Origin of the sequence: Pseudomonas sp. G11-1, assembly GCF_024031555.1 — a bacterium.
Taxonomy (GTDB): Bacteria; Pseudomonadota; Gammaproteobacteria; order Pseudomonadales; family Pseudomonadaceae; genus Halopseudomonas; species Halopseudomonas bauzanensis.
On record NZ_QEYQ01000001.1, the window covers coordinates 814553 to 831021 of the forward strand.

The following is a 16469-nucleotide window of genomic DNA, read 5'->3' on the forward strand; positions in this document are numbered from 1 at the left end:
GCGTTACCTCTTACTGGCCCAGGCGAAGTCGCGCAACGCCGGAACTGGCATTGCTCGTGAGCTCGACTGGCTGCCCATTATATTCCATCCTCGACACCGCACTGGCTGCTCCTATCACCAGATCCAGCGGACCCTCGCGGTCGATATTCAGCGTCTGACCCTGCTGCATCTGGCCGCTGTGCAACACTCGCCCATCGGTGGTGCTGACCTGCACCCAGCAGTTGCCGGAGAAACTCATCACCAGGCCATTCTGACTGACTGCTGCAGGCGCTTCCGGCGCAACAGGCTCAGCGGGCTCAGCGGGCTCAGCAGCAGGAGCCGGTGATGATTGGGCTGCCTCGTCAGTCGCCGTGCTGGCTGCCTGATCCGCATCCACCTGCGGCGCGGTTGCCGCCGCTTCGTCAGGCTGGTATTCGGCGTTTGCAGCAGGAGCATCTGCCGCCGGGATCTCAATCGTCGGGCCGCTTATGGCCAGCTCATTGCCGTCCGGCTGGCTGAAGCTGTCCGGCAGCACCATCGAGTCCACCTGCACGTCGTCCATGGCGCCGGTTTCCCGCACCTGGGTAGTCGCTTCACGGCTCACGTTCCACCACCACAGACCCAACGCCAGCATAATGACCACGATCAGCACCGTGCTGAGCGTCATGACCAGCCGCGCGCCACGCTTGGGATTGACGTCCACCTTATCGATGGTACTCACGCGGCTTTCCCGGGCGTCGATGCCAACATAGCGGTCGTAGTGCTCAACGAACCGGCTCGGGTCGAGTTTCAGCAAACGCGCGTAGGCCCGCACGTAGCCGCGGGCGAAGGTATCTCCTGGCAGGCGATCAAACTTGCCGTCTTCCAGATAGCCCAAGGTGGCGCGGGTCAGACGCAGGTGGGTTGCCACCTCATCGGCGGTAAAGCCGACCCGCTCGCGCTCATCGCGCAGCAGTTCGCCGGGATTGATCCGTGCGGCGTTCTGAGCGCCCGTTGCGGTTTCCATTTCGTCGGTCATCAGGACTGCTCCGACTCAAGCAGGGCACGGGCTTCCGGGCTGGCCGGGTACAGCCGGCGCAGCTGCAGTGCGTAACTGGCGGCGCGGTTATGATCATTGAAGCGCCGCGCCAACTGAACGCCCAGCCACAGACTCGGTGCGTTCTGCGCCGATATCTGACTGAAGTTCAGATAGTGGTTCCATGCCGGCACGAAATTCTGCTCGGCGAATTCCAGCCGGGCCAGCTCAAGCAAAGCCAGCGGCTGGCGGCTGTTCAGCCGCAGCGCCCGCTCGAAGGCCGCCTTGGCTTCTTCAGGTTGCTGCAGACGCTTGTAGGTCAACCCCAGATTCTCGAATACCCGCGAGCGTTCGACGTAGAAGGTGTCTTCCGCGGCGCGCTGGAAGTACTTGAGCGCCTCATCGTTACGCTGCTGTTCCAGAAGAAAGGCGCCGTAGTTGTTCAGTATGCGGGCATTGTTCGGTGCGCTGGCCAGCGCCGCGCGAAAATGCTTGTCCGCCAGCGGAGCTTCCCCTTCCTGCTGGAAGACCAGAGCGAGGGCAACGTTGGCCGACTCAGAGCGCGGATCGATCTTCAACGCTTCACTCAGGGGCGCCTTGGCTCGTTCGGTCTCACCTTTCTGCAGATAACCCAGCCCCAGCTGGATATAAGCGTCCCGCGCTTCGGCGGGATCGGTCTTGCGGGTCGGCTGGTCGGTGGTGGTCACACAGCCACTGAGCACCAGGCTCAATAACCAGATCACGACAATATGCTTGCTCATCACAATCGTTCCTCGGCTGGATGTTATCGGCGATTTGTCGACGGCGTAATCTCAACTTGCTCTTCGGCAAGCTGGCGTACCGCAATATAGCGTTCACTGCGCCGGGTCCTGTCCATGACCTGGCCGACCAGCTGTCCGCATGCTGCATCGATATCCTCACCCCGCGTGGTGCGCACCGTGACGTTGTAGCCGGCGTTGTGCAGCAGGTCCTGGAAACGGCGGATGGCATTGTTGCTCGGCCGCTCGTAGCCGGAATGGGGAAAGGGGTTGAAGGGAATCAGGTTGATCTTGCAAGGCGTCTCGCGCAGCAGCTCGATCATCTGGCGAGCGTGCTCCGGCTGGTCATTGACGTCCTTGAGCAAGGTGTACTCGATGGTCAGATAGCGCTTTTCACCCAGCCCGGCGATGTAATTGTTGCAGGCCGGCAGCAATACCGCTAACGGGTACTTCTTGTTCAGCGGCACCAGTTGATTGCGCAGTTCGTCGTTGGGCGCATGCAGCGACAGGGCAAGCGCCACATCGGTGACCTTACCCAGCTTCTCGATCATCGGCACTACGCCCGAGGTGGACAGAGTCACCTTGCGCTTGGAAATACCATAGCCCAGGTCGTCCATCATCAGCGTCATGGCATCGACGACATTGTCGAAGTTGAGCAGCGGTTCACCCATGCCCATCATCACCACGTTGGTGATGGCCCGATCGACCTTGGCCGGCACGGTGCCGAAGGATTTGTTGGCGATCCACACCTGGCCGATGATTTCGGCAGCGGTCAGATCGCTGTTGAAGCCCTGCTTGCCGGTGGAGCAGAAACTGCAATCCAGGGCACACCCCGCCTGGGACGAGACACACAAGGTGCCGCGGCCATTCTGCGGAATGTACACAGTCTCGACGCAACTGCCCGATGCCACGCGCACGACCCACTTGCGCGTGCCATCCTTGGAAATATCCTCGCTGACCACTTCCGGGCCGCGAATTTCGGCGCGGGCCTTGAGCTTGTCGCGCAGGGCCTTGCCGACATTGGTCATGTCATCAAAATTGTCGACACCGAAGTGATGGATCCACTTCATGACCTGCCCGGCACGAAAACGCTTCTCCCCGAGCTCTTCGAAAAAAGCTTCCAGTTTCGGCTGTGTCAGGCCCAGCAGGTTGATCTTGCCGGTGGTCTCAGTCATTGCAATCCATCACTCAGTTGGTGTCTTTGGCAGGGCTCAGCGGGTGCGCTGGCACAGCTCGGTTTCGGCGAAGAAGTAGCCGATTTCGCGGGCAGCGGAGGTCGTGGAGTCCGAACCGTGAACGGCGTTGGCATCGATGGACTCGGCGAAGTCAGCGCGAATGGTGCCAGCAGCGGCTTCCTTCGGGTTGGTAGCGCCCATCAGGTCACGGTTCTTCAGTACCGCGCCTTCGCCTTCCAGCACCTGGACGACCACCGGGCCGGAAGTCATGAAGCTGACCAGATCCTTGAAGAACGGACGCTCTTTGTGCTCGGCGTAGAAACCTTCGGCATCAGCCTGGGACAGTTGAACCATCTTGGCCGCAACGATGCTCAGACCAGCCTGCTCGAAGCGGCTCAGGATCTGACCAATCACGTTCTTGGCAACGGCATCGGGCTTGATAATGGACAGGGTACGTTCTACGGCCATGAAACTCTCCAGAGAAATGGGGTTGGATGATAAATAAAGGGGTGTCAACCCGCAGATTATACGCAGGTTGACTGCAAATACGTAACAGGCGCTGCAATCGAGTTGCAACGCCGTATTTACCTGCTCTGACGCAGGCGCGATACCGCTTTGCACAGCACCTCGGCGGCGTGCTGGACCTCTGCCTCGGTAGTGAACCGACCCAGCGACAGACGGATGGAGCTGTGCGCCAGCTCATCCGGCAGGCCAATGGCACGCAGCACATAGGATGGCTCGACCGAGGCCGATGTGCAGGCCGAACCGGTGGACAGCGCCAGATCGCGCAGAGCCAGCAACAGCAGCTCCCCATCCACGCCGGTAAAGGCCAGGTTCAGGTTGTGCGGCACCCGCTGCTGCGCGGAGCCGTTGAGCGACACCCCGTCCAGGCTTGCCAGCCCTTCGAGCAATTGGTCACGTAACGCGGAAATGCGCTCGTTCTCGGCTTTCATTTGTGCACCGGCCAGGGCGAAGGCCTCGCCTATGCCGACCAGTTGATGGGGCGCCAGGGTGCCCGAGCGCATGCCGCGCTCGTGACCGCCGCCATGGATCAGCGCCTCGATGCGCACATCCGGTGAACGGCGCACATAGAGCGCACCAATACCCTTGGGGCCATAGCTCTTGTGGGCGCTGAACGACATCAAATCAACCGGCAACTGCTTGAGGTTGATCGGCAGCTTGCCAGTGGACTGCGCCGCGTCGACATGGAACAGAATCCCCCGCTCGCGCACCAGCGCGCCCAGGGCCGCAATATCGTTGACCACCCCAATCTCGTTGTTGACGTGCATCAGCGACACCAGGATGGTGTCTTCACGCAGCGCGGCCTGCAGCTGTTCAACGCCGATCAGACCGTCGCTATCCGGCTTGAGATAAGTGACCTCGAAGCCTTCCCGCTCCAATTGCCGGCAGCTGTCGATCACCGCCTTGTGTTCGATCTGCGAGGTAATGATGTGGCGACCACGCTCGGCAAAGGCCCGGGCGGCGCCCTTGATTGCCAGATTGTCGGATTCGGTGGCACCAGAGGTCCAGACGATTTCCCGCGGATCGGCGCCGACCAAGTCGGCGACCTGACGCCGCGCCAGCTCGGCTGCTTCCTCGGCTTGCCAGCCATACAGATGCGAGCGCGAGGCTGGGTTGGCAAAGTTGCCATCCATAGTCAGACAGGCACACATTTTTTCTGCCACCAGCGGGTCGACCGGCGTGGTGGCAGCATAGTCCAGATAAATCGGCAGTTTCATGGCAACACCTCAGCGCGGCGCAGACGAGTCAGCGTCCGGCTTGGACGGCTCGGGCTCCGCATCATCCATGAGCGCTTCAAAATCCTCGGTATCCAGTTTCGGCAGGTCGCGGGCGCAGTAATCGCTACCCAGCTCCTTCAGGGCCTCGCACATGCTCTCGATACGACCATCGACCGCATGCATGTGATCGAGCATCAGCCCAATGGAACGGGCGACCGGGTCAGGCATGTCGCGGGTCTCGCCATAGGCATCGAAGCCGATCTTCTCGGCCATCGCCTGGCGCTTGACCTGCTGCTCCGTGACGGCCTCCTCCCTGACGATGATGCGTCCGGGAATCCCCACCGCGGTGGCACCGGCCGGCACCGCCTTGGTGACCACGGCGTTGGAACCGATCTTGGCGCCTTTGCCGACGGTGAACGGCCCCAGCACCTTGGCGCCGGCGCCCACCACCACACCGTCTTCCAAGGTCGGGTGGCGTTTGCCCTTGTTCCAGCTGGTGCCGCCCAGAGTCACGCCCTGATACAGGGTCACGTCATTACCGATCTCGGCGGTCTCGCCGATCACCACGCCCATGCCGTGGTCGATGAAGAAACGGCGGCCCACCGTGGCGCCGGGATGGATTTCGATACCCGTCAGCCAGCGCCCGAGGTTGGACACCATGCGCGCCAGCAGCCGCGCATCGCGCACCCACAGGCAGTGGGCCAGGCGGTGGAACCAGATGGCATGCAGGCCGGGATAGCAGAACAGCACTTCAAGCTTGTTGCGGGCCGCGGGATCGCGATGGAATACGCTGGCGATATCTTCCTTCATTCTGTCGAACATGCTTAACGTCTCCGCGCACCGGACGCCTGGACGCCGATGGCTTTCTGGGTTTCGGTCAAGATGCCGCGCAGAATGTTCATCTCGACGAGATTGGGATGGATACGCCCGTACAGACGACGCAAACGGGGCATCAGCTTCCTGGGATGCTGGGGGTCGAGGAAGCCGATTTCAACCAGCACCTGCTCAAGATGCGCATAGAATTGCTCCATCTGCTCGGCGGTGGCCGGCACTTCGTTGTCCAGCGCGGTGGTTTCTATCTTGTGCATCTTGGTCGGCTGCCCCTGACGCTGCAGGCTCTGCATGCGCAGCTCATAGGCCAGCACCTGTACAGCGGTGGCCAGGTTCAGCGAGCTGAAGGCCGGGTCCGAGGGAATATGCACATGGAACTGACAGCGCTGTAGCTCGTCGCTGGTCAGGCCCGAATCCTCACGGCCGAAGACCAGGGCAATCGGGCCGGCAGCCGGACCTTCCAGTTGATCCAGCACCTTGTCGGCCGCCTCCCGTGGGTCGACCACCGGCCAGGGGATGCGCCGGTCCCGGGCGCTGGTGCCGAGCACCAGTACGCAGTCGGCCAATGCCTCTTCCAGGGTAGCGACCACCCGTGCATTGGCCAGCACATCATCGGCGCCGGAGGCACGGGAGGTGGCGTCGGGATCGGGAAAACGCTGCGGGTCGACCAGCACCAGCTGGCGCAGGCCCATATTTTTCATGGCGCGCGCAGCGCCGCCGATGTTACCCGGATGACTGGTGTTGACCAGAACCACGCGAATTTTGTCGAACACGGACACTCCAGGGTTGCACTGCAAATAGAAGAGCCCTGCATCTTACTAAAATCCGCCCCCTACTGACTACGACGCTTTTTTTCAGTTTGCCCCGCAACCCTGCTATAATGCCCGGCTTTTCGTACTTCCATTCAGAGATGCCCCCGTATGCAGCCCATGTTGAACATCGCCCTGCGCGCCGCGCGCAGCGCCGGAGAATTGATTTATCGCTCCATGGAAAGGCTGGATGTCCTGACCGTCAGCGAGAAAGAAGCTAACGACTACGTCAGCGAAGTGGATCGGGCTGCGGAACAGGTCATCATCCAGCAACTCCGCAAGACTTATCCGGATCACGGCATCCATGCCGAAGAATCGGGCTTCCAGCCCGGCCACGGCGAGGGCGCTGACATCGTCTGGATCATCGACCCATTGGACGGCACCACCAACTTCCTGCGCGGCGTACCGCATTTCGCCGTCAGCATTGCCTGCCGCATCAAGGGCCGCATCGAGCATGCCGTGGTTCTGGACCCGGTACGCCAGGAAGAATTCACCGCCAGCCGCGGCCGCGGCGCCGCACTGAACGGCAAGCGCCTGCGCGTCAGTGCACGCAAGAGCCTGGAAGGCGCCCTGCTCGGCACCGGCTTCCCGTTCCGTGAAGACCAGACCGAGTCGCTGGACAACTACCTGGGCATGTTCCGCAGCCTGGTCGGCCAGACCGCCGGCATTCGCCGCTGCGGCGCCGCCAGCCTCGATCTGGCCTACGTCGCCGCCGGCCGCTATGACGCCTTCTGGGAATTCGGTCTGGCAGAGTGGGACATGGCCGCAGGCAGCCTGCTGATTCAGGAAGCCGGCGGACTGCTGAGCGACTTTACCGGTGACAACCATTTTCTGGACAAGGGCCACATCGTGGCCGGCAACCCGAAATGCTTCAAGGCGGTGCTAACGGCCATCCAGCCACACCTGCCGGCGTCGATGAAGCGCTGAAGCCATTCCAGCAATGCAGAAGGCCGGCCCCGCATGCGGGGCCGGCCTTTTTCATTCCCAAACAACCTCTTTCGCCACTCCATGCAGCCATTAAAAAACCCGACACACGCGAACGTGGTCGGGTTTTTCAGCTTCGGCTGTCGACTCAGGGCCGGTCGTCGACCTCTTCGAGCTGCGTCGGGATCAGGTCTTCCCGGGTCAGCTTGAGATTGACCAGCAGACCGTTGGAGACGTAGATGGACGAGTAGGTACCGACAACGATGCCGACGATCAACGCCAGGGCGAAGCCCCGAATGCTCTCCCCGCCGAACCAGTACAGTGCCGACAATACCAGCAAAGTAGTGACCGATGTCGCCAGGGTACGGGCCAGAGTCTGGGTAGTGGATACGTTGATCACGTGCTCCAGATCCGCATTGCGCATCAGCCGCAGATTCTCTCGCACTCGGTCAAATACCACGATGGTGTCGTTCAACGAATAACCGATGACCGCCAGCACTGCCGCCAGCACCGTGAGATCGAACGACAGACCCAGCAGGGAAAAGAACCCCAGCACGAAGATCACGTCGTGCACCAACGCAGCGAGCGCACCCACGGCAAATTTCAACTGGAAACGCAAACCGACGTAAACCAGAATCCCCGCCATCGCCAGCAACATACCCAGGCCGCCCTGGTCGCGCAGCTCTTCACCGACCTGCGGGCCGATGAACTCGACCCGCTTGACCGATACCTCGCTGCCGTCCTGCTGCTTCACCACGCGGGCGATTTCGTTGCCCAGCTCGGAATCATCACTGGACAGGCGGATGATCACATCTGTGCTGGCACCGAAGTTCTGCACAATGGCATCATCCCAGCCGCCCTCACGCAGGGTGGTACGCACCGAATCCAGATCAGCCGGCTCACTGTAATTGAGTTCAACCAGCGCGCCGCCAGTGAAATCCAATCCGAAATTGAGCTGCTTGACTGCCAGCGATGCAATGGAGCCGATCATCAGGATGACGGCAAGAACGTAAGACGCCTTGCGCAGCCGCATGAAATTGATGGTTTTAAGATTGTTCATGATCTGCTCCTCACAGCCATAGCTTCCAGGACTTCTTGAGGTCGCGCCCGCCGACAGACAGGTTGACCAGTGCGCGAGTGACCAGGATGGCGCTGAACATGGAGGTAACGATACCCAGCGACAGGGTGACTGCGAAGCCCTTGATCGGCCCGGTGCCCATGGCGAACAGGATCACGCCCACCAGCAAGGTGGTCAGGTTGCCGTCGATGATGGCCGAGAAGGCCTTGTCGAAACCTTCATGTACTGCTCGCTGAATGGAGGCGCCATTGGCGATTTCCTCGCGGATCCGCGAGAAGATCAGCACGTTGGCATCCACCGCCATCCCCAGCGTCAACACGATACCGGCGATCCCCGGCAACGTCAGCGTGGCGCCCAGCAGCGACATCAAGGCCAGCAACAACACCAGGTTGAAGCTCAGCGCGATGCTCGCCAGCACACCAAAGCCGCGGTACACCACCACCATGAACAGCACGACCAGCAGGAAGCCGATCTGGGTAGCGGTGATACCGCTGGAGATATTCTCCGCCCCCAGGCTCGGACCGATGGTGCGCTCTTCGGCGAAGTACATGGGCGCAGCCAGGCCACCAGCACGCAGCAGCAACGCCAGCTCGGACGCTTCGGCCGGGGAGCCCAGGCCGGTGATGCGGAACTGGTTGCCCAGAGTGCTCTGGATAGTCGCCAGGCTGATGATGGACTTGTCTTCAACGAAGGTCGGCACCGACACTTCCTGCATCACGCCATCCACTTCCTGGCGCACCGTACGGGGCACTTCGCGCTGCTCGATGAACAGTACCGCCATGCCGCGGCCGACGTTATTGCGGGTCGCCCGGGTCATCAGCTCGCCGCCATGGCCATCCAGACGGATATTGACCTGAGGCTGGCCGTTTTCGTCGAAGTTGGACTGGGCATCGGTGACCTGATCACCGGTGAGGATGATGCTGCGCTCGATATCCGCCGGCGGACGGCCCATGCCGTCACGGAATTCGAAGGTTTCCACGGTGGCCCGCGGTGCATTTGGTTCGGCCGCCAGACGGAATTCCAGGTTGGCAGTCTTGCCCAGGATTCGCTTGGCTTCAGCGGTGTCCTGTACCCCGGGCAGCTCAACCACGATGCGATTGGCACCCTGGCGCTGTACCAGCGGCTCCGCCACACCCAGCTCATTGACCCGGTTGCGCACCGTGGTCAGGTTCTGGCTTACCGCGTAATTACGGATTTCACTTTGCTTGGCGTCGGTCAGTGCCAGGCGCAGCACTTCCATATTGTCACGACTGGTCGTAGTGACCTGAAATTCGTTGTACTTGCCGGCAATGGCGCGTTGTGCGGCACTCAGCTCTGCTGCATCGGTGAAGCCAAACTGCAGCGCAGTGCCCTGGTGGGGCAAGCTGCGATAGCGGATGCGCTCGCCGCGAAACAGCGTACGCAACTCGCTGTCATAAACGTTCATACGGGCTTCAATGGCCTTGTCCATGTCCACTTCCAGCAGGAAGTGCACACCACCAGCCAAGTCCAGGCCAAGCTTCATGGGGCCAGCGCCGATATTCAGCAACCAGTCAGGGGTAGTGGCCGCCAGATTCTGGGCAACGACGAAGTCATGCCCCAGGGTACGGCGTACAATGTCTTGAGCCGGCAGCTGGTCTGACATCCGGATCAGTCGCACCAGACCGGAGCTGGCATTGGAGCTCAGCTCCGCGCCTTTGGTCTCGATCCCGGCCTCGTTCAGGGCTTGCTCGATGCGCTGCAGGTCAGCCTGCTGGATGGTTTGGGTGGAGCTGGCACCAGAGATCTGGATGGCCGGATCGTCGGGATAGAGATTAGGTGTGGCATAGATCAGGCCGAGCGCGAGCACAGCCACGATAAGCAGATATTTCCACAGGGGATAACGGTTGAGCATGTGAGAGCCCGATAACGATCCGGGCGCAGAAAGCGCCCGGATGCAATGTCTGGAAGGGTTAGATGGCTTTCAATGTGCCTTTGGGCAGCGCCGCGACGACAGCTCCCTTCTGGAACTTGAGTTCCTGACCTTCACTCACTTCCAACACGATGAACTCATCAGTGACTTTCTTGACCTTGCCCAGAATGCCACCACCGGTCACGACCTCATCACCCACGCTCAGGCCACCGATCAGGTTCTTGTGTTCCTTGGCCCGCTTGGACTGTGGACGCCAGATCATCAGATAGAAAATGACCACAAAACCAACCAGAAAGATCATGCTCATCGGGTCAAAACCTCCCGGAGCAGCGCCAGGTGCAGTTTGAGCCATGGCCTCGGAGATGAAAAAACTCATGTAGAACTCCTGTTTTATATAGTCGCAAGAAAAGAATAATGGGGCTTCCTGACCGTTATTCAAGCCTCCAGAGGAGGTACCGGTTGGCCGAGACGTGCATAGAAGTTATCCACAAAGGCGGTCAATGTACCCTGTTGAATCGCACCGCGCAAACCATGCATTACCCGCTGATAATGCCGCAGGTTATGGATGGTATTGAGCATGCTGCCGAGCATCTCGCCACACTTGTCCAGATGGTGCAGATAGGCGCGGGTGAAGTGGCGGCAGGTATAGCAATCACACCCTGGGTCCAGCGGCGAATCATCATGGCGATGGGCCGCGTTGCGGATCTTCACCACGCCGGTGTCGGTGAACAGATGACCATTGCGCGCGTTGCGCGTGGGCATCACGCAATCGAACATATCGACACCCCGACGCACGCCCTCAACCAGATCCTCCGGTTTGCCCACGCCCATCAGGTAACGGGGTTTTTCCGGCGGCATCAACGGCGGCAGGTAATCAAGAATGCGGATCATGTCTTCCTTGGGCTCGCCGACCGACAGCCCGCCGATGGCCAGACCATCAAAGCCGATCTCGCACAGACCATCCAGCGAACGGGCGCGCAGCTCTTCATGCATGCCACCCTGGACAATACCGAATAGCGCCGAGGGGTTACCCTCGTGGGCATCCTTCGAGCGCTGTGCCCAGCGCAGCGACAATTCCATCGAACGGCGGGCGGTGTCCACATCCGCCGGGTACGGGGTGCATTCGTCGAAGATCATCACGATGTCCGAACCCAGATCGCGCTGCACCTGCATCGACTCTTCCGGCCCCATGAACACCTTGGCACCATCTACCGGTGAAGAGAAGTACACGCCCTCCTCCTTGATCTTGCGCATGGCGCCCAGGCTGAACACCTGAAAACCGCCGGAGTCGGTCAGGATCGGCCCTTGCCACTGCATGAAATCATGCAGGTCGCCGTGCTTGCGGATCACCTCGGTGCCGGGCCGCAGCCACAGGTGGAAGGTGTTGCCCAGAATGATCTGTGCGCCGATGTCCTCGACATCGCGCGGCAGCATGCCTTTGACCGTACCGTAGGTACCTACCGGCATGAAGGCCGGGGTTTCCACCACGCCACGGGGAAAGGTCAGTCTGCCACGACGGGCCTTGCCGTCGGTAGCCAATAATTCAAACTGCATATGACTCATTGCATGTCCTCGGGCCCGCAGGCAGCCGGATTGCGGGTGATGAACATGGCATCACCGAAACTGAAGAATCGATAGTCGTTATCCACTGCCGCCCGGTACGCCGCCATGGTCTGACGGTACCCGGCAAAGGCCGACACCAGCATCAGCAAGGTCGACTCGGGCAGATGGAAATTGGTTACCAGCGCGTCCACTACATGGAACGGCCGCCCCGGATAGATAAAGATGTCGGTATCGCCGCTGAATGCCTTGAGCTGGCCGTCCCGTGCGGCGCTTTCCAGTGAGCGTACACTAGTGGTGCCAACAGCGATCACCCGACCGCCACGCGCCTTGCAGGCGTTGACCGCATCGACCACCTGCTGGCTGACTTCCAACCACTCGCTGTGCATATGGTGATCTTCGATGCGCTCGACCCGCACTGGCTGGAACGTACCCGCCCCCACATGCAGGGTAACCTGGGCAGTAGCCACACCCCGGGCTTCAATGGCCTGCAGCAGCTCATTATCAAAGTGGAGACCCGCCGTCGGCGCCGCCACCGCCCCGGCTTTCTGCGCATACACCGTCTGGTAGCGCTCCCGATCAGCCGTTTCGTCGGGCCGATCGATATAGGGTGGCAACGGCATGTGCCCGACGCGATCCAGCAGCGGCAGCACCGGCTCATCGAACTCCAGCTCGAACAATGCATCATGCCGCGTCAGCATGGTCGCTGCGCTATCGCCTTCCAACAGAATGCGGCTGCCGGGCTTTGGCGATTTGCTCGAGCGGACATGAGCCAGCACCCGCCGGTTGTCCAGCACCCGCTCCACCAGGATCTCCAGCTGCCCGCCGGTTTCCTTGCGGCCGAACAGGCGCGCCGGAATAACCCGGGTGTTGTTGAACACCATCAGGTCGCCGGGGCGCAGATACTCCAGCAGGTCGGCGAATTGCCGGTGCGCCAGCTCGCCGCTCGGCCCATCCAGGCACAACAGCCGGCTGGCACGACGCTCGGCCAGCGGATGCCGGGCAATCAGCCGGTCAGGCAGGTCGAATTGAAAATCGCTGACGCGCATACAGAGGAAATCCGCGGATGACAAAAAGGGCGCATATGGTAGCGGAAATATGCCTTTTCGACCACGCAAAGCATTGACCTGAACGCCCAACGGTTCGTATACTCCGCGCGGCTTGCACAAAGCCTCGGTGGCGGAATTGGTAGACGCGGCGGATTCAAAATCCGCTTCTGGTGACAGAGTGGGAGTTCGATTCTCCCCCGAGGCACCATTCGATGATGCGAATGGTGCGATACAACGGCAGCAAGCATGACAAGAACCGGCCCTGAGCCGGTTTTTTTGTGCGTGTGATTTGCAAGAGGCTCCCCGGCCTTCGCCGAGGGAGCTCCGTTTATTCCGCCTTACTGCTGATCCAGAAACCGCTCCGCATCCAGCGCCGCCATACACCCGGCACCTGCCGAAGTGATTGCCTGACGGTAGACGTGGTCAGCCACATCACCCGCGGCGAACACACCCGGGATGTTGGTGGCAGTGGCGTTGCCTTCGGTGCCACTGTTGATCTTCAGGTAGCCGTCTTTCATCGTCAGCTGACCTTCGAACAGGCCGGTGTTCGGCGTGTGGCCGATGGCGATGAAGACGCCCGCCAGAGCCACTTCTTCCGTACCGCCGCTGTTAAGCGCCAGACGCATGCCGGTCACGCCGCTGTCATCACCCAGCACTTCATCCAGGGTGGCGTTGAGTTTCAGCTCGATCTTGCCTTCGGCCACCTTGGCCATCAGCTTGTCGACCAGGATCTTCTCGGCGCGGAAGGTATCGCGGCGGTGTACCAAGGTGACTTTCTTGGCGATATTGGCAAGGTACAGCGCCTCTTCCACGGCGGTGTTACCACCGCCGACCACAGCCACGTCCTGGTTGCGGTAGAAGAAACCGTCACAGGTGGCGCAGGCGGAAACACCCTTGCCCATGAAGGCTTCTTCGGATGGCAGACCGAGATAACGGGCCGATGCGCCAGTGGCAATGATCAGCGCGTCACAGGTGTATTCGCCCTGGTCGCCGGTCAGGACGAAGGGACGCTGGTTCAGTTCGACCTTGTTGATGTGATCGAAGACGATCTCGGTCTCGAAGCGCTCGGCATGTTTGCGCATGCGCTCCATCAGGTCCGGTCCCTGCAGCCCTTCCACGTCACCGGGCCAGTTATCCACTTCGGTGGTGGTGGTGAGCTGACCGCCCATCTGCATGCCGGTGATCAGCACCGGCTTGAGGTTGGCCCGAGCAGCGTATACAGCGGCGCTGTAGCCGGCCGGGCCGGAGCCCAGGATGATCAGACGGGAGTGGCGTGCTTCAGACATTGATTCCTCCAGATCGCTGCCGGAGCAGCGTTATAGTCAAAAAAAGAAAATCTTCGAACCAGCGCTGCGCAACGCTGACCAACAACCCTGGCGGCCGGCGGGTCGGCACTGTGCCCTGCAACCGTGGCGGTAGATAATCCAGTGCAGCGATTTGCTGTTCAAACTCCTACGATAGCGCCATTCAGGACCGGTCAAGGGATCGGCTGGCGTTGCCGTCGCGTAGACATCGGTCACAGCGGCAGGCGGTGTATGGTTGAGCACCCTACCCGATGATCGAAACTGCTGTCACTATATCAGCCGGATAGTCTATCTCTATAGTCTCCAGGCATCATTCCCATGAAGGAAACCGCAATGGCAAACGCCCTGGCCCCGTTACGGGGTACCGAATATCTGAGAGAAGGTTGGCAACGCATTCGCCAGCCGGGATTGCGGCGCTTTCTGATCATCCCCCTGATATTGAATCTGACGCTGTTCATGGCGCTGATTGGCTGGGGCGTTCGGCAATTCAACTACTGGATGGATCGGCTGATGCCGCATCTGCCAGAGTGGGCTGCCTTTGTCGAATGGTTGCTGTGGCCGCTATTCGCGCTGGTGGTGTTGCTGGTGCTGTTCTTCGGCTTCAGCATCCTCGCCAACCTGATCGCCTCGCCGTTTTACGGCTTTCTGGCCGAGAAGGTGGCTGAACAGGAACGCGGACTGGTCAGCCCGCCGACCGGCTGGCAGGAGATTCTCATGGTGGTGCCGCGCAGCCTGGGACGGGAATTTCGCAAGATCGCCTATTATCTGCCGCGCCTGATCGGCCTGTTGCTGCTGACACTGATTCCGGTGGTGAACCTGGCTGCCTCGCCCCTGCTGCTGGCATTTGGCGTGTGGATGATGGCAGTGCAGTATATTGACTATCAGGCCGACAACGACCAGGTGGATTTCCGCGATATGCTGCGCTGGATGCGCGGTCGTCGGGCGCTGTCGCTCGGTTTCGGGCTACCGGTGTATGTGGGCATGCTGATTCCGTTGATCAATCTGCTGGTCATGCCCTCGGCGGTGGCTGGCTCGACGCTGCTATGGGTGCGGGAAGGGCCGAAGGACAGCTTGCGCTGACATGAATTAGTCATGTATTCGTCACATGCCGATCACCGACAGGCACCATACTGGTGCCCATGACCACTATTCCTTCGCAGCATCAGCACTACGCCCTGGTTACCGAAACCTGGAGACCACAGATCAACGGCGTGGCCAATACCCTTGGCCGCCTGTTCGACGGGCTGTTGCAGAACAATAACCGGATCCAGCTGGTGCGTCCCGCCCAGTCCGGGGAAGCAACAGGGCTGATCGACCATGGCCTGGCCCAGGAAGTCCTGGTGCGCGGCATGCCGATCCCCGGCTACCCCCAACTGCAGTTCGGCCTGCCCGCAACGCGCCGGCTGAAGGCGCACTGGCAAAACAATCGGCCCGATGCCATTTATCTGGCTACGGAAGGCCCGCTGGGCTGGTCGGCGCTGCGGGCCGCCCGGCAGCTGGGCATTCCCATCGTGAGCGGCTTCCACACCAATTTCCAGCAGTACAGCGAATGCTACGGGCTTGGGCTGTTCTACCGTCCGGCCGTGGCCTGGTTGCGCTGGTTTCACAACCAATCGGTGCTGACGCTGGCGGCCAGCAGCAGCCAGCAACGCGAGCTGTCGCGTATGGGCATCACCAATCTGATGCTGCTCGGCCGTGGGGTGGACTGCGAGCTGTTCCATCCCGCGCGCCGTGATCAGATCCTGCGGACCAACTGGGGCGTGGGTGAGCAGGACCTGGTGTTGTTGCACGTCGGTCGCCTGGCCGCGGAGAAGAACCTGCAACTGCTCAAACGCAGCTGGACAGCATTGCGCGACATGCCGGGTTATGAAGGGCGCCTGCGGATGGTGGTGATTGGCGATGGCCCGTTGCGCGAGACTCTGGAGCGGGATATGCCCGACGCCATATTCACCGGCGCGCTGGCCGGAGTGGAGCTGGCGCGAGCCTATGCCAGTGCGGACATCTTCGTGTTTCCCAGCCTTACCGAAACCTTCGGCAATGTGGTGACCGAAGCCATGGCCTCCGGCCTGGCGGTCAACGCCTTCGATCTGGCTGCGGCGCATCAGCACCTTCGCGACCGCTACAGCGGCGGCTTGGCACCAGCGGCCAATGAGGAGGTGTTTCTGAGCAATCTGCGCTGGCTGATAAGCGACAGCGAAGGTCGACGCAGTGTCCGGTTACATGCCCGGCATCGCGCCTGCCAGCTCGGTTGGCCTTTGATACTGCAACGCTTCGAGGATTACCTGCGGCGGGCCAGTCTGTCGTCCCGACGGGTAATGGGGGCTATCCCCAGCAAACAGGGATAGCCTCCGCCAGCT

General features: G+C 61.0%; 16 protein-coding genes and 1 tRNA gene. 4 read left to right on the forward strand and 13 right to left on the reverse strand.

Annotation, left to right across the window (positions count from 1 at the left end; genetic code table 11):
- Positions 1-10: 10 nt before the first annotated feature.
- From DHB74_RS03775 to trmJ, 7 genes are all read right to left on the reverse strand, one after another.
- A complete protein-coding gene (locus tag DHB74_RS03775) occupies positions 11-997 on the reverse strand; it encodes a RodZ domain-containing protein (RefSeq protein ID WP_136868861.1) in 987 nt (328 codons plus the stop codon).
- Positions 997-1755, reverse strand: a complete 759-nt coding sequence (gene pilW, locus DHB74_RS03780) for a type IV pilus biogenesis/stability protein PilW (protein WP_036989376.1) — start codon at positions 1753-1755, stop codon at positions 997-999. Before pilW ends, DHB74_RS03775 begins: the two co-directional genes overlap by 1 nt.
- A 23-nt stretch (positions 1756-1778) precedes the next feature.
- Entirely contained in the window at positions 1779-2927 is a 1149-nt protein-coding gene (gene rlmN, locus DHB74_RS03785; protein WP_036989374.1) for a dual-specificity RNA methyltransferase RlmN, read from the reverse strand.
- 36 nt (positions 2928-2963) lie between these two features.
- A complete protein-coding gene (gene ndk / locus DHB74_RS03790; protein WP_036989372.1) occupies positions 2964-3395 on the reverse strand; it encodes a nucleoside-diphosphate kinase in 432 nt (143 codons plus the stop codon).
- Between the two features lie 116 nt (positions 3396-3511).
- Positions 3512-4666: an IscS subfamily cysteine desulfurase gene (locus tag DHB74_RS03795; protein ID WP_136868860.1), complete on the reverse strand. Its 1155-nt coding sequence runs from the start codon at positions 4664-4666 to the stop codon at positions 3512-3514.
- 9 nt (positions 4667-4675) lie between these two features.
- Complete coding sequence (gene cysE / locus DHB74_RS03800) at positions 4676-5488, reverse strand: serine O-acetyltransferase (RefSeq protein WP_036989370.1); 813 nt, start codon at positions 5486-5488, stop codon at positions 4676-4678.
- Between the two features lie 2 nt (positions 5489-5490).
- Positions 5491-6270 carry a tRNA (cytosine(32)/uridine(32)-2'-O)-methyltransferase TrmJ gene (gene trmJ, locus DHB74_RS03805; protein ID WP_036990218.1) on the reverse strand — a complete coding sequence of 260 codons (780 nt, stop codon included), beginning with the start codon at positions 6268-6270 and terminating at the stop codon, positions 5491-5493.
- A 147-nt stretch (positions 6271-6417) separates the two neighbouring features.
- Here trmJ and suhB point away from each other — a divergent pair, with 147 nt between their 5' ends.
- The gene (gene suhB / locus DHB74_RS03810; protein ID WP_036989367.1) at positions 6418-7233 is read left to right on the forward strand and encodes a type III secretion system regulator SuhB; all 816 of its coding nucleotides are present in this window, start codon (positions 6418-6420) and stop codon (positions 7231-7233) included.
- A 145-nt stretch (positions 7234-7378) separates the two neighbouring features.
- On the opposite strand, the gene secF is transcribed toward suhB, so the two are convergent.
- Genes secF through queA form a run of 5 tightly spaced genes read right to left on the reverse strand, consistent with a single transcriptional unit; the run spans position 7379 to position 12808 of the window.
- A complete protein-coding gene (secF, locus tag DHB74_RS03815; RefSeq protein ID WP_074777708.1) occupies positions 7379-8290 on the reverse strand; it encodes a protein translocase subunit SecF in 912 nt (303 codons plus the stop codon).
- A 10-nt stretch (positions 8291-8300) separates the two neighbouring features.
- The gene (secD, locus tag DHB74_RS03820) at positions 8301-10181 is read right to left on the reverse strand and encodes a protein translocase subunit SecD (protein WP_074777707.1); all 1881 of its coding nucleotides are present in this window, start codon (positions 10179-10181) and stop codon (positions 8301-8303) included.
- Positions 10182-10239: 58 nt separating this feature from the next.
- On the reverse strand, positions 10240-10575 hold the full coding sequence (gene yajC / locus DHB74_RS03825) for a preprotein translocase subunit YajC (protein WP_499160830.1): 336 nt from the start codon (positions 10573-10575) through the stop codon (positions 10240-10242).
- A gap of 59 nt (positions 10576-10634) precedes the next feature.
- A complete protein-coding gene (gene tgt / locus DHB74_RS03830) occupies positions 10635-11753 on the reverse strand; it encodes a tRNA guanosine(34) transglycosylase Tgt (RefSeq protein WP_499160831.1) in 1119 nt (372 codons plus the stop codon).
- A 5-nt stretch (positions 11754-11758) separates the two neighbouring features.
- Positions 11759-12808: a tRNA preQ1(34) S-adenosylmethionine ribosyltransferase-isomerase QueA gene (gene queA, locus DHB74_RS03835; RefSeq protein ID WP_499160832.1), complete on the reverse strand. Its 1050-nt coding sequence runs from the start codon at positions 12806-12808 to the stop codon at positions 11759-11761.
- 121 nt (positions 12809-12929) lie between these two features.
- On the opposite strand from queA, the gene DHB74_RS03840 reads away from it, so the two are divergent.
- Positions 12930-13016, forward strand: a tRNA-Leu gene (locus DHB74_RS03840).
- 130 nt (positions 13017-13146) lie between these two features.
- Here the strand turns inward: DHB74_RS03840 and trxB are convergent.
- Positions 13147-14094 (reverse strand): thioredoxin-disulfide reductase, encoded by a 948-nt coding sequence (trxB, locus tag DHB74_RS03845; protein WP_036989355.1) that lies wholly within the window; start codon positions 14092-14094, stop codon positions 13147-13149.
- Between the two features lie 351 nt (positions 14095-14445).
- On the opposite strand from trxB, the gene cysZ reads away from it, so the two are divergent.
- Both cysZ and DHB74_RS03855 read left to right on the forward strand, forming a co-directional pair.
- Positions 14446-15192: a sulfate transporter CysZ gene (gene cysZ, locus DHB74_RS03850; protein ID WP_036989353.1), complete on the forward strand. Its 747-nt coding sequence runs from the start codon at positions 14446-14448 to the stop codon at positions 15190-15192.
- Between the two features lie 59 nt (positions 15193-15251).
- The gene (locus tag DHB74_RS03855; protein ID WP_136868856.1) at positions 15252-16457 is read left to right on the forward strand and encodes a glycosyltransferase family 4 protein; all 1206 of its coding nucleotides are present in this window, start codon (positions 15252-15254) and stop codon (positions 16455-16457) included.
- The last annotated feature ends 12 nt before the right edge of the window (positions 16458-16469 follow it).